This is a genomic window from Cyclobacteriaceae bacterium, assembly GCA_030584025.1.
In the GTDB taxonomy this organism is placed as follows: Bacteria; Bacteroidota; Bacteroidia; order Cytophagales; family Cyclobacteriaceae; genus UBA2336.
The window spans coordinates 3,375,682-3,389,677 of the sequence record CP129487.1 but is presented as its reverse complement, the minus strand read 5'-3'; the positions used below and the strand labels follow the sequence as shown (position 1 = coordinate 3,389,677).

At 42.6% G+C, this 13,996-nt stretch carries 13 protein-coding genes; 3 read left to right on the top strand and 10 right to left on the bottom strand.

The window, feature by feature from the left end:
- Positions 1-478 precede the first annotated feature (478 nt).
- From QY309_15265 to QY309_15245, 5 genes are all read right to left on the bottom strand, one after another.
- Entirely contained in the window at positions 479-985 is a 507-nt protein-coding gene (locus QY309_15265) for a hypothetical protein (GenBank protein ID WKZ59213.1), read from the bottom strand.
- Positions 986-991: 6 nt separating this feature from the next.
- Entirely contained in the window at positions 992-1,519 is a 528-nt protein-coding gene (locus tag QY309_15260; protein WKZ59212.1) for a hypothetical protein, read from the bottom strand.
- A 129-nt stretch (positions 1,520-1,648) separates the two neighbouring features.
- Positions 1,649-2,272 carry a metallophosphatase domain-containing protein gene (locus QY309_15255; protein WKZ59211.1) on the bottom strand — a complete coding sequence of 208 codons (624 nt, stop codon included), beginning with the start codon at positions 2,270-2,272 and terminating at the stop codon, positions 1,649-1,651.
- A complete protein-coding gene (locus QY309_15250) occupies positions 2,269-3,315 on the bottom strand; it encodes a TnsD family Tn7-like transposition protein (protein WKZ59210.1) in 1,047 nt (348 codons plus the stop codon). Before QY309_15250 ends, QY309_15255 begins: the two co-directional genes overlap by 4 nt.
- A gap of 730 nt (positions 3,316-4,045) precedes the next feature.
- Entirely contained in the window at positions 4,046-4,789 is a 744-nt protein-coding gene (locus tag QY309_15245) for a superoxide dismutase (GenBank protein WKZ59209.1), read from the bottom strand.
- Positions 4,790-4,893: 104 nt separating this feature from the next.
- Here QY309_15245 and QY309_15240 point away from each other — a divergent pair, with 104 nt between their 5' ends.
- A complete protein-coding gene (locus QY309_15240) occupies positions 4,894-5,868 on the top strand; it encodes a 2-oxoglutarate and iron-dependent oxygenase domain-containing protein (protein WKZ59208.1) in 975 nt (324 codons plus the stop codon).
- Positions 5,869-5,888: 20 nt separating this feature from the next.
- On the top strand, positions 5,889-7,097 hold the full coding sequence (chrA, locus tag QY309_15235) for a chromate efflux transporter (protein WKZ59207.1): 1,209 nt from the start codon (positions 5,889-5,891) through the stop codon (positions 7,095-7,097).
- Between the two features lie 64 nt (positions 7,098-7,161).
- Here chrA and QY309_15230 read toward each other — a convergent pair whose 3' ends face one another.
- Both QY309_15230 and QY309_15225 read right to left on the bottom strand, forming a co-directional pair.
- Positions 7,162-7,836, bottom strand: a complete 675-nt coding sequence (locus QY309_15230) for a TonB family protein (protein ID WKZ59206.1) — start codon at positions 7,834-7,836, stop codon at positions 7,162-7,164.
- Between the two features lie 67 nt (positions 7,837-7,903).
- Positions 7,904-8,641 (bottom strand): hypothetical protein, encoded by a 738-nt coding sequence (locus QY309_15225; protein ID WKZ59205.1) that lies wholly within the window; start codon positions 8,639-8,641, stop codon positions 7,904-7,906.
- Positions 8,642-8,705: 64 nt separating this feature from the next.
- Between QY309_15225 and QY309_15220 the strand changes: the two genes are divergently transcribed.
- Entirely contained in the window at positions 8,706-9,110 is a 405-nt protein-coding gene (locus tag QY309_15220) for an OsmC family protein (protein ID WKZ59204.1), read from the top strand.
- Here the strand turns inward: QY309_15220 and ytxJ are convergent.
- The 3 genes from ytxJ to QY309_15205 form a co-directional block, all read right to left on the bottom strand.
- The gene (gene ytxJ / locus QY309_15215; protein ID WKZ59203.1) at positions 9,091-9,441 is read right to left on the bottom strand and encodes a bacillithiol system redox-active protein YtxJ; all 351 of its coding nucleotides are present in this window, start codon (positions 9,439-9,441) and stop codon (positions 9,091-9,093) included. The genes QY309_15220 and ytxJ overlap by 20 nt on opposite strands.
- 11 nt (positions 9,442-9,452) lie before the next feature.
- Positions 9,453-11,933 carry a hypothetical protein gene (locus tag QY309_15210; GenBank protein WKZ59202.1) on the bottom strand — a complete coding sequence of 827 codons (2,481 nt, stop codon included), beginning with the start codon at positions 11,931-11,933 and terminating at the stop codon, positions 9,453-9,455.
- Positions 11,934-12,000: 67 nt separating this feature from the next.
- The gene (locus tag QY309_15205) at positions 12,001-13,977 is read right to left on the bottom strand and encodes a dehydrogenase E1 component subunit alpha/beta (GenBank protein WKZ59201.1); all 1,977 of its coding nucleotides are present in this window, start codon (positions 13,975-13,977) and stop codon (positions 12,001-12,003) included.
- Positions 13,978-13,996: the final 19 nt, after the last annotated feature.

The window sequence follows — 13,996 nt, the reverse complement described above, 5'->3', positions numbered from 1 at the left end:
TTATGGCAAATAGTTCAGGGTACATCTCGACTGATCCTACAATAACATCTTTTGTTTTTGTAAATGATTCACGCGGCATAGCACGAACAAGGCAAGACCTAAATTCCAGTGCAATAAATATAAGTACAGAGCTAATAATTACGATTTTAATAATCTTCTGTGTGTTCATAAATCGATTTTGTTGAGAATGGTTATACTAACAATGTTAACAATTATAATATAGATAACTATAATGCCGATACCTTGTAATTATCTTTCTGAAGCAAAGAAAAACGGCCAGGCTCAGAGACTATGAAAGCTCCCCTCAGTTAGTCACATTCGAAAGTATAAATTTCCAATTGTAATTGCTATCCTGTTGGAATGTGGGAAACTCCGCGGTGGCCTTGTGCGGATGATGGAGTTTTCCATATTTCAATAGGAACTGCGTTGGTGTTAAGTATCCGAGCGAACCGTGCGGTCGTTCATTATTTTACACCCATTAATTTACTTTGTACAAATTTAAATTGCAGTACACTTGTTGTCTGTACCAATTATTCCATGTAGGGAATGAAGTGTGCCCGATTTTGGTTAATACTTGGTGATATTCTTCCTCAAATTTTAAAAGACGGTTATCGTTTTCTTTTGTAAAACTGTCCAAGAGAACGCAGAAATATTTATCACTTTGAATTTTTAACCTCTTTAATTTTTCAATATCTGCTTTGTAGGATTCATAGGTGCCTCTTAGTTTTAATTCGATTACAGTGTAATGTTCATTACTTTTAAAAATTATATCTGTAGGTCCTCCATTGCCCAAGTCGATTTCACGTTGCCATTCTATATTAGTATTTCCGAAAATCAATTGGCGATTTTTTGCAATATCCTTGCCTAAACAAAAGGCTACATATAGTTCTGGGGAAAAATAAATTCCTGTCCCGTTAGAATCCTTCAGATTGGTTTCAATCTCTTTGATCGTTAACTCAATTGTTTTATAAAGCTCTGAATCCACTAGCGCCTACTTTAGATTTATTAAATACTTTTCTATCTCACCCCTTAACGACTCTATTTTTTTATGAGTTTTCTCCCAGCCCCAATTTTTCTTTTGGTAGCTTTCATTTAATCTTATCCATGCAACTGATTTTATCTCTGAGTCAACATCCTTGAGCTTACCTTTTAAAAGATCGGAACAAAGTTTGATCATAACCGAAGTGTATATTGTACTCATTACAACCACTCTTTCTCCGTAAAATTTTGAAATTTTCTCTCGGAGTTGTTTTGGTAAAAATGGATCAGTAATTATTAGATTGGATAAGTTGTGTTGCCTGTATAACCATGGGTCAACCCATAATTCGGCCGTCAGTAAGCTTAAATCTTTATTGAGTTTTGCTTCTCCTAATAGACTTAAAATTTTCCCGATTCTTTCGTAGATGAATTTTGAGTGCTTATTCCAGTAATTTTCTGAGTTGGAGTCTATTTCTGAAATCATCCAGTCTGATAGCCAAACCAGCTTTTTTACTGTTTGTCTTGCATATTCTTGGTTCATAGGTAAAGCGGATTTCTTGAAATTATCAGTTTAAGAGTTGAATGTTTCGAGGGCATAGTCCTGTTTCTCTTAGAGGTATGGGTTGCTTAATTCTTTTTATTGTCTTTTCAATTCTTTGATAACATAATTTTACAGCTCTGCAATAATTGGATCATTTTGATATCGATACTTTTCATTAAGCATGCTGGCATTTACAAAAGTAGTTTTTCCGCTTTGTATCTGTCCATAACCTTCATGGAGGTGCCCGCAGACCAGTAGTTTTGGTTTTAATTCTTCAACTTTTGATATCAGCGATGGACAGCCACAATGTTGACCGTATACGTTAACGTCCAGAATGCCATAGGGTGGTCCATGAGAAATCAGGATATCAACATTTGTAGGAATTTTGTTCACATGCTTTTCAATATCCTCACCTGGGTGGCGGTTGAAAGCCCAATTAAGAAAATATGGAGTAATGGGAGTTCCGTATAGCTTATAGCCTTCTATCGTGATGGCGGATTCCTGTAGGTAAATGATATTCTTAGGGATCAACCGTTTAGCGGTTTCCGGGTCACGTTCAAATAGAAAGTCGTGGTTTCCGGCAATAAATATCTTGTATTTAAATTCCTGTTCGCTAAACCACCTTAGAAAATCCTTAATCTGGGACTCGGTTCCTCCAGCAGAAACGTCTCCTGCATGAATAAGCATGTCACCAGAAGGCAATTGAACATCATGGTGTCGGCCATGGGTATCACTAATACAGACAATTTTCATGGGGAACTCGAGGTATGCATTAGTACAAACTCATTCGATTTGGGAAGTTTTTTTATCGCTTCATACTTCTTAAATGAGGTTTTAGAGGCAAGGAATGATTTTGTAAATATCCTCTTTTCATCTTTAGCATTGAAGCTTGCAACTATTTCTTGCAGTTCTTTAAGTGCCATTTGATCGTTGGCAAGCAAAAGCTTTTCTATGATGGTTTTATTTTTGCTATATCGGCTTCGACTCGCAATTCGGTATTTCAAGTTGATTTTATCGAACCAGTCTCGATCATTTTTTAAAAGCCAATTGTAAATACCCCAATGTTTCTGAGAAGTTCGTTTAATCGATTTAAGCTTTGTTATCTCAAAGGTCCACTTATTTCTGTATTGCTCTCTTTTTTTTTCTAATAAGCCTTGTTCAGTCTTGTTTGAGATATGATGTCTAAGGAATTTCAAAACAATATATTTTGAAATTCCGATGATGTTAGCAATTTTTTTATAGCCATGCTTTTCTTTCAGCTCATCAATTTTCTTCTCCATTAATGGGCCAATTTTTCTGATCAATATTCGCCTAGATGTTCTACTGGGGCTAAATTCATACTCTAAGCCACAAGTCTCACACTTACCAATACGACCGTAATTTTTCTTTTTATCAAAATATTTAAAGGAAGACGGAATAGGTTTCAAGTTGAAATTCTGACAGTATTTGTTGATACATTTTAGTTCGAAATTTTTGATTGTTGATTTTGGTCTATCTGGCAACGTTTCAAGATATCTTTTGACCAAAAAAAAGAGAATTGGCTTGTTACCTGACCAGGTGCCCTTCATCATTTTAATCAATCTTTGATGATTCTCAGCGACCATTGAGAACATGGTGCGGCTATTATAAAATGTGTAATTTAAAAAATCGGAGTAAAGTGTTCGATCGAAATAGATAGAGTCATTTATCTTCTTATAAAAGCCTTTTTTTTGGCCGGTTTGTTTAAGCTCTGAAATACTCGGGGTAATTTGATTGGTCAAGGCCTGAATAAGATCAGTAGCAAGATTATAGATCAACCTTGACCGGTTAAATTGAACTACTTTAGTTGATGTAAAAATTTCGTTTATATCAAAAATCTTATAATACGAGTTACCCTGAAAGTTGAATGAGAAGGTATTAAGAAATGTATTATGAGTAATACAAATCTCAATTTGTGGAATATTATGAGACCTTCTAATGAAGGTCTCACCATACTGAAGCATATCTTCTTCACAACAAAGCGTACAGTATTTAAAGTTTGAAGTTGAAATAGAAATATACGATGGGTTTGGCTTAGGATGTAAGACGTATGGATTGTCGACTCCCAAAAGATTATCCTTGAATTCAGCATATCTCTTTTTAGATTGGAAATGTCTGTAAAGAGGTGCAATTGTATGATCATTGAGAATTGTCTCGGAATCGTACCCGAATTTTTCTAGTAACAATGAAATTTTGTTCAAATACCGTGGAAACAATGGATTATAATTACCTTCTCTTTGTGCAAAAAGAATATTAGATAAAGTGGTTAGGTCAATAAAATAATATTTTTTTAGCCTAACGAGGAAACTATATAGTAATTCGTCAGTATAGAATTTTGGCATGTATCCTAACACAATCAGTGATTTTCTTGCGAATAAAATAAAAAGCCCTTTTGACCAATGTTATCCAATCAAAGCTTCCCATTTGGGAAACAACATTATTCAACTAGGAAACGACATTGTTCAACTAGGAAGCAACTATTTTGTTGCTGCACAAAAAAAGAGTAACTCAACTCAACCTACTCGCCACCTCATCCCAATTCACCACATTCCACCAATTCGCCACATATTCATTTCGCTTGTTCTGGTACTTTAAATAATACGCATGTTCCCAAACATCCAGCGCAAGTAAGGGCGTGCCTTTAAAATCGCTGATGTCCATGAGTGGGTTATCCTGATTAGGAGTAGAGCCAATTTTTAACGTTCCATTATCATTTACCAACCACGCCCAGCCCGAACCGAAGCGAGTCATGGCGGCAGCGGTGAATTGCTCTTTGAATTTTTCAAACGATTCAAAACTTCCGTTAATGGCATCGGCCAGCTTGCCGGAGGGAGCTCCGCCACCAGGCTTCATCACCTGCCAGAAAAAGTTGTGGTTAAAGGCACCACCTCCATTGTTTCGTGCCTTACCCGAAAGTTTGGAAGTGTTCGCAAAAAATTCAGCCTCTGTTGCGAATGCTATTTTTTCTTCTGCAATGGCATCGTTTACATTTTTTATGTAGGCGGCATGATGCTTATTGTAGTGTATATCCATGGTGGTGGCATCAATGTTCGGCTCCAGTGCGGCATAGTCGTACGGCAGTTTTACCTGCGCAAAGGTTAAGGCGGCAACTGCGGCTGCAGTTTCCTCATCACTCTCTTCGGTTGATTTGGTAGCGCAAGCCGCAGAAAGAATGGCGGGTGCACCCACGCTGGTGAATACAGTTGCTTTCACTGCGGTTTGAACAAATTCTCTGCGATTGGTTTTTTTCATGGCGATTGAATTTTAGTGATTGTGCCTTTCCGTATGGAGAGAGGCGTGTAGGGGTAAATTTACTTAAAAATCCGTAGCTTGCGGATGGTCTTAACACCAACGGTATGAGCGAAATCCTTTACGATGAAGTGCCTTCTCTTGACCTGGCCGATTTCACCAGGGGAGATGAAGCAAAAAAGAAAAAATTTGTAGCCGATCTGGGCGCAGCCTATAACAACATTGGCTTTGTGGCCATAAAAAATCATTACCTCACCGATGACTTGTCGGCAAAACTCTATGCTGTGATCAAGAAATTTTTTGCTTTATCAGATGAGGTGAAGCAAAAATATGAAATACCGGGCTTGGCCGGTCAGCGTGGGTATATTGGTAAGGGGAAGGAGCACGCCAAGGGCCGTAATACGGGCGACTTAAAAGAATTTTATCACATCGGTCAGGAAGTTGAAGATGATGACCCGATAAAAAATGAATACCCGGCCAACGTTTGGCCCGATGAAATACCGGAGTTCAAAGATATTGGATTGGAAGTTTATCGCAGACTGGAGAAGACAGGTGTATACATGTTGCGCGCCATTGCACTTTATCTTGGTTTACCTGAAAATTATTTTGATGCCAAGGTTCGTCATGGCAATAGCATTTTGCGTCCCATTCATTACTTCCCCATTGAAAACCCCGATGCCGTACCGGCCGATGCCGTGCGTGCGGCTGAGCATGGCGACATTAACCTGATTACGTTATTGATGGGCGCCAGTGCTGATGGTTTGCAGGTGCTGCGCAGGGATGGCAAATGGATTCCGATTACTGCCTTGCCTGAACAACTGGTTGTAAATGTTGGTGACATGCTGGAGCGCCACACCAATAAGAAACTGAAGTCAACTATTCACCGGGTAGTTAATCCGCCAAAGGACAAAATGAACACGCCCCGGTATTCCATACCCTTTTTCATGCATCCACGAAGTGAGATGAGTCTTGCAGCGTTGCCCGGTTGTGTGGATAAGGAGCATCCGAAACTATGGCCAGATATTACAGCGGGAGAATTTTTAGATGAGCGGTTGGCAGAGATTGGTCTGAAAAAGAAATAACCAGTTGCCCGCTTAGACCGTTGATCAGGCAGGTTCGATATTATATTTTTCTACGCGATGTGTTGCAGCTCGCGCTTACCACTTTTGGTGGTCCGCAGGCGCACCTGGCACATTTTCAAAAAGTGTTGGTTGACAAGCGCAACTACTTATCGGCTGATGAACTGCTTGAGTTGAATTCGCTTTGCCAGATTTTACCTGGCCCAAGCTCAACACAAACATTAACCGCCATCGGTTTTCGAATTGGCGGGCCAAACCTCGCATACCTGACTTTGCTCGTTTGGATTTTGCCTTCAGTATTGTTCATGGCCTTTGCCGGAATTTTTCTGTCGAGTATTCAGGAAAAAAACTGGTCGTTGGAGTTTACGCGATTCATTCAACCCATCGCAGTAGGTTTTGTGAGTTATGCCGCCTATACCATCAGCCTGAAAACGATACACACGAAAACGGGTGCAATCATTATGGTTATTGCTGCTGTTGTTTCGTACTTCATTCAATCTCCATTTGTCTTTCCCGTTATCCTTTTAATTGCTGGCTTAACAACTGCATTGAAGTTTAAGGCACAGCCAAAGGAAATCAAGAAAAAGATTGAGATACAATGGGCCAATTTTTTATTGTGGATTGGAGTTTTGGTATTGGCTGCGGTGCTGGGTGGCGCAACCAAGGCCCGTCCCGTTTTATTGTTTGAAAACTTTTACCGTAACGGCAGTTTGATTTTTGGTGGCGGTCAGGCGCTAACGCCATTGTTATATACCGAATTTGTAAAGAAAGAAGGAGAGAAGCGGCCACTGGAATTTCGTAAGAAGGAATACCTGAATCACAATGAATTTCTTTCCGGGTATGCTGTAGCACAATCCTTGCCGGGTCCTGTATTTTCGTTCAGCGCTTTTATCGGTTCACTTTCCATGCGCGAGTATGGGGTGCCAGGTGAGTTGCTTGGCGCGATTATGTCGGCAGCGGGAATTTTTTTACCCGGAACATTCCTGATATTTTTTGTAATTCGCTTTTGGGATAGTTTGAAAAAGTACCGGGCAGTACGCGCTTCGCTGGAAGGGTTAACAGCTGCCAGTGCGGGGCTTGTAGCTGCTGCTGCCGTAATTCTTTTTCAGCCGCTCGACAATACGTTTATGAACTTTGCTTTTACCATTGGCACGTTCGCGTTGCTCACTTTTACACGAATACCCGCACCCGTAATTATTGTACTGGGATTTTTACTGGGACTTGTGCTTTAACTGTGGGCATAAAAAAAGGCTGCCCAATTTTGAGCAGCCCTTTTATAAATTCTGAACCTATGGCTTAACCTAACTTGAAGGTAATCGGCACTACGTAGCGCTGACGAACAGGCTTACCGCGTTGCTTGCCTGGGTTCCAGGGCGGAGCACTTTGTACCACACGTACCGCTTCTTCATCACAACCGGCACCAATACCTTTAATGGCTTTAACATCGGTAATGGATCCGTCACGGTTAATAACGAATTCAACGAATACTTTTCCTTCAATACCCATTCTTCGGGCTTGAGCAGGATATTTCATTTTATCGCCCACATATTTGTAGAAGGCAGACATACCACCCTTAGGTGTAGCGGTTTCTTCTACTACGAGGAAGATCTGATCAACATCCTCTTTTTCTTCAACAGGAGCAATTACAATTTCTTCAACTTTGGTATCTTCAGTTACCTCTACATCGAATTCCACCTTAATCTCTTCCTCAATTTCTTCTTCATCAGGCACTTCAATGATTTGAGGCTGTTGAATTTTTGGTGGTGGTGGAGGTGGTTGTTCTGTAGGCGGCACTTCCATGATCTCTTCAATCATGTTGTTGTTCTGTGCCAGGTCTTTGGCATCCGTGTTATCCCTACCGGAATACTCGAAGGCTGATACAACAATGAGCAAGGTGATCACCAGGCCAATGTTGAAAAACAGCCATGATTTGTTGGTCAAATCCGCTTTTTCACTCTTTTTTGGTTCCATAGGTTCAGCTTTTGGCTTATAGAATCCCAAATATAGGAAAAGGTCACATTACGGAAATAAAAAAATGTTATTTGCGGCTGCCGTAAAATAATGTGAAAAACAGGGTGGGATACACGGCATAATCTTTGGCTGTCGGCATTAATTCAATGCCTTTTGTGTAGGCATCAACCAAAAACCCCACTTCGAACCCCACAACGGAGCTTTTTAGGGCACCCGTTTCGAAATTCAGGGCGGCCTTCAGGTTTCCGCCAAGGGCCACCTCGGATTCGCCAATACCTTCAAACAAACGGCCTGTTCCCCAGATTTGATCAGGGGGAATCTCCAAATTATACTGCGAACGAAGGGTAAAAAGACCCCCGGATGGAGAGGATGGGGAGTATTCTACATAATAGGGTGCCACCAACCCTAATGAAGGACCGGCTGCAAAAACGGCTTTAATTTCAACGCCCTGATGAGGTGCTTTTTTGTATAAGATGATATCTCTTCCATATTGAAACCGGAAGGCATAGAGGTAGTTACTTTTACCAAAAATGAAAAAGTTGCCGGTAATAATCGAGTTCCTTCTGAGTTCCTGAGGATGCTTGACGTTCATGATCTCCAACCCATAGGTTTCGAGAACCCGATCGTTAAGTTTCCGGGCTTTTTTAAATACAAATCCACCAATCAAACCTCCGGAAGTATTTTTGTTAATGCCCCAGGTAAATTCCGATTGATACTCGTAGCTGTCCTGGGTTTGGCCAAACCCGGTTACGGTTATCAGTGAAATCAGTGTCAGTGTAAAAAAAGTATGTTTTAATCCGCGCATCTCGATCTTTGAAATACCTTTAAAACGTTAAAGTAACGCAAAATACGAATTTAAGTTATTCAGCATGACAACATTAACTTCAGTTTACAAGGGTGATTTACGAACGGAATCGGTGCACACACGATCCGGAAGCGTAGTGATTACGGACGCCCCGGTTGATAACAACGGAAAAGGCGAGGCTTTTAGTCCCACTGATTTGGTATGCACCGCATTGAGCACGTGTATGCTCACCACCATGGCTATTTGGGCAGAGCGCGAAGGTATTGATTTGAAGGGCATGCACGTGGAGGTAATTAAAATTATGGCGTCCAACCCAAGGAAGATTGCAGAAATACAAGTGAAGCTGCGTAAACCCAACCTGGTTGCTTCGCCAACTCAAAAAGATCGGCTAAAAGAAATTGCCCATACCTGCCCGGTGGCGTTAAGCCTACACGATTCTGTAAAGCAAACTATTCAATTTGAGTTTTGATCGCATTTCTTAAATCGGCATAGCTGATACCAAAATGCGACTGGTGATAAACCGGCTTATCTTTTTCTACAATAATCACCTGGGGTGATTCGTGTTCTATATCAAATTTTTCAGCAATTGCATTTGAAATCTGCCGGTAACTGATCAGATCAAGAAAGTAGGGTTTAACCATTTTCATTTCTTCATCCTTCCAACTTCGCTCCAGCCTGTCTAACACGGCCCTGCTTACAGAGCAGCGTGTACTGTGTTTGAAGATGAGAATTTTTTGTTCGGATGATTCGCGGCTGATGTTGTTTACCTGTTCAAGGTCTGTCAGTTCGTTCCACTGCATAGGTTAACTGGTTAATCGTACCACAACCCGTCTTCGCGTTTATCGTATCGCGGTTTCTGAATTTTTTCTTTCAGATGGTCGGGCTGGGTATCACTTTTCTTGAACCAACGCGCCCACAGTAGTTTAAAGTTCGTGAGCAAACCTTTTTCTTCTTTTACATTATTCTTGTTTGTTCTAACAAACTGGGCATCAGGGTGTAAATTTTTCTTCGCGAAGAGTTCGTACTTCTTCATTTTAATATTTCCCTGATAGTCGGTAGCGCGGGCAAAGGCTTTTCCGGGTTCACGTGTTTTCAGGGCTTCATCTGCACTGCTGGGATTACGCTTATAATTCCATTCCAACTTTATTCCCCGGGCATATTCACTGGCTTTAATGGATGACTTGGTTGGCCCGATTCCGGGTAACGAACCATCAGCAGCATGAGGTTTTTTACTGTAATCCTTTTGCTTCACCTTAACCTGCAGACCATCCACTTTATAGGTGGATTCTCCCGGCTTGCGTTTTTTCAAGGCTTCCTCTGCTGAGTTGGGGTTTCGAACATAATTTTTCTTGAATCGCGAGAGCTTCGTATAACCTGTAAAGGTCTCGCCCTGATCGCGCATGTCGGGATGCAAATCGAATTCCATCATTTTTCCTGGGAATCCGCCCACATCTTTGCTGGGTTCCTTCTTCTTTACTTTAACGGTTCCGCCAAAGGCGGCCATGCGCTCATCGTTGCGGCCCGGTGGATAACGACCGGGTATAGGAGTTTCATTATTGTTCCAAAGTTTACCACTCACACTGCCACCACCTTTCAAAGGCTTCTTCGCTTTTATGTTTCCGGAGTAGCCTTCACCCTGGTCGCCAAAGGTTTTTCTAAACCGCAGGTTTCCCTGATAGGTGGCTTGCTGCTCATCGGTTTTACCGGGAGCACGACCCAGAATCGGTTGGCCCTTATTGTTCCAGAGTTTACCGCTTACGCTGCCGCCACCCTTCAACGGTTTACGCGCCTTTATACTTCCACTGTAGCCTTCGCCTTGATCACCAAAAGTTTTTCGGAAACGAATATTTCCCTGATAGCGTGCGCCCAACTGATCCGTTTTACCTGGAGCACGACCCAGTATCGGCTGACCTTTATTATTCCAGAGTTTGCCGCTCACGCTTCCACCACCTTTCAAAGGTTTACGGGCTTTAATGGTGCCGGTAAACAATTCGCCCTGATCCCCGAATGTTTTTCTTCCGCGAATATTTCCGGCATAACCTTCGCCTTGATCGCCAAAGGTTTTTCTTCCGCGAATGTTTCCCGAATATCCTTCACCTTGCTGACTAAATGTTTTTCTAAAGCGAATGTTGCCCTGAAACTTGTCAATTTTATTGGCACCAATACCGGGTGCACGAACGGGTATGGGTCCTTTACCAGTTCTTTTTTCTCCGGGTTGCGTTGCCGACCTATAACCACCGCCCGGCATCATTCCCTTGTAAGGCTTATCACGATATTCCGGCTTTCTTTTCTTAGGTGAAAAGATGGCACTAATCTCTGTGCCGGGTTTGCTCGAAAAATTTCTTCCGCGAATGCGTCTTCCCGAAATGTCGCCCTTCCATGCTTTGCCGGTTTGGGTTGCTGATCGATAACCACCAAAGGCCGGGCCTTTATAGGGCTGATCGCCTTTTCGCTTTCTTCCGTAATAGGGAGATGTAGTAGGCTTGATTACACCGGGGGTTGGTGTTTGATAATTTTTTGTACGAAGTCTTCTACCCGAAATATCGCCTGTGTATGCACGCTCACCTTTTTGTTTTTTACTCCAGAAACCGGCATACGGATTTATACTCTTGTTACGAATGTAGGGACGCGAAGCACTGACCGGAACCACGCGTTTCTTTTTCGGTGGCTGCGGTTGTGTTTGCATCTTTTTCAGTTTTGCCAATTGCGGTGCATTGGAAACCGGTCGCTCTATGCGTTGAGGTTTGCGTGAAGGATTATTTACAAACTTGTTATACTGCGGGTAAACATTGCGGATTTTTCCTGTAGCGGAACGCACCTGAATGCGTTGTCGTGAGCCTGACCGCCACCGTTGTTGTGGATCCTTTTCTGAAGGCCCCTTTTGCCCCATGTATTTTCCACTTTGCGGATACACGTTACGTGCTTTATTCGACTGCGAGCGGGTTGAAGGAATTCGTCTGCCGGTGATGTCGCCTTTCCATGCTTTTTCTTTTCCCTGAGGTGATTTCGCTCTATAAAAAAACGGGTTAATTGGTTTACCTGCTTTCTCTCCTTTTTTGGTTGCCGTGGCAGCGCGAGCCTTGTTTCGGGAGCCAATACGTTTACCAATTCCTTTCGATTTTCCTTTTGGCGTTTTGGATTTAAACCTTGCTTCGCGCGATGGCTTGGTAGGCTGATCGCCTTTGGTGTTTTGAGCATAGGCAGGAATCAGAAACAATACCAATAGCATGGCCAGGCTTAATCGAATGATAAGACGTTGAATGGAGGCGCTATGCTGTTGTGTCTGCTTCAAAAAATGGGCGCTGAACCTGCTAAGATAGTAAAAATCAGGATTTTGGTATGTTTTGATAACTTCCTTATCAGAACGCCATTAAATCCTCAATCTTACTTTTTAAGCGACCTTTGGGTAAAAAGTTTTGCTCAAGCGTAGGGGCAAAGGGTATGGGCGTATCCAGGCTGGCCACCCGCATTACAGGCGCATCCAGGTATTGGAAACAATGTTCGTTTATCCAGGCACTGATTTCAGCGCCAACGCCTCCGGTCATGGTGTCTTCATGCAGGATCAGTACGCGATTCGTTTTCTTCACCGTTTTTTCAACAGCCTCCTTGTCCCACGGAAGCAACGTGCGCAAATCAAGTACATCGGCTTTTACATTCATGGACTCCAGGATTTCAGTAGCCCAATGGACACCCATACCGTAGGTGATGATGGAGAGATCAGTTCCTTCACGAACAAGTTTTGCTTTACCGATTTCTACTGTGTAATAGTCATCCGGCAAGAGTTCTTTCACCGAACGATATAATAATTTGTGTTCGAAGTACATCACCGGATTCGGATCTTCAAACGATGCACACAACAAGCCTTTCGCATCGTATGGATTTGACGGGTAAACAATTTTCAATCCGGGTGTGTGAAAGAACCACGCTTCGTTGCTCTGCGAGTGAAAGGGACCAGCGGCTGTGCCCGCACCTGTTGGCATGCGCACCACCACATCAGCGTTTTGTCCCCAACGCCAGTGCGCCTTGGCCAGGTTGTTTACAATTTGCGTAATGCCTTCTGATACAAAGTCAGCAAATTGCATTTCTACCATCGCCTTCATGCCTTTAATGGAAAGGCCAAGGCCTGCACCCAGAATGGCCGACTCGCAAATGGGCGTGTTGCGAACGCGCGCTTTACCGAATTGCTTCACAAAACCATCGGTGATTTTAAACACGCCACCGTACTCGGCAATATCCTGCCCCATCAGTACAAGATTTGGAAACCGTTCCATGCTTTGACGAAGGCCATCGCTGATGGCATCGATGAAACGCTTTTCAGTAGATTTTTCTGAAGATGGTTTTATTTCAGTTGAAATGTGTGTAGCAAAAACATCGTTGAATTCGGTTTCTGTATCCGCTTGCGGGTGAGTTTCCTCAAAAGCAACGTTCAATCCAGCTTCAATATCTTTCTTGATTTTCTTACGAATGTTCTCAATGTCTTTCTCGCTTACAATCCCCTCGGCAATCAGAAACTTTTCGTAATTCTCAACAGGATCTTTTTGTGCCCACATGTCCATGAGTTCTTTCGGAACATACTTGGTTCCTGAAGCTTCTTCATGTCCGCGCATGCGGAAGGTGATGCACTCCAACAAAATTGGTCTTGGATTTTTACGAATGTCTTCAGCAAGTTTTTTTACAGTACTATAAACTTCTAGTATGTTGTTACCATCTACCTGTACCCCTTCAATGCCATAGCCAATGGCTTTGTCGACAAAACTTTTGCAACGGAATTGTTCGTTGCTGGGGGTAGACAATCCATAGCCGTTATTCTCAATCACAAAAATTACGGGCAAATCCCACACGGCTGCCACGTTAACGGCTTCGTGGAAATCGCCTTCGCTTGTTCCACCATCGCCATTGAATACAGCCGTTACTTTCTTTTCGTTTTTCAGCTTGGTGGCCAGTGCAATGCCATCCGCCACACCGTTTTGCGGGCCGAGGTGGGAGATCATCCCCACGATATGATGTTCGTTGTTTCCGAAATGAAAGGAACGGTCACGGCCTTTTGTATAGCCCATCATGGTTCCCTGCCATTGCGCAAACAGCCTGTCGAATGGCATGTTGCGCGAAGTGAACACACCCAGGTTGCGGTGCATGGGTAAAATGTACTCGTCTTTGTCGAGCGCTTCGGTTAAGCCAACGGCTATGGCCTCCTGCCCCATACCGCTGAACCATTTGCTGATTTTATTTTGCCGGAGCAGGATCAGCATTTTCTCTTCAATTAAACGCGGACGAACAAGTGCTTCGTAGAGGTGTTTAAGCTGGGCGTCTGAAAAATCACTTCGTTGAAAATTCATGGTACAGGGTAAAAGGACT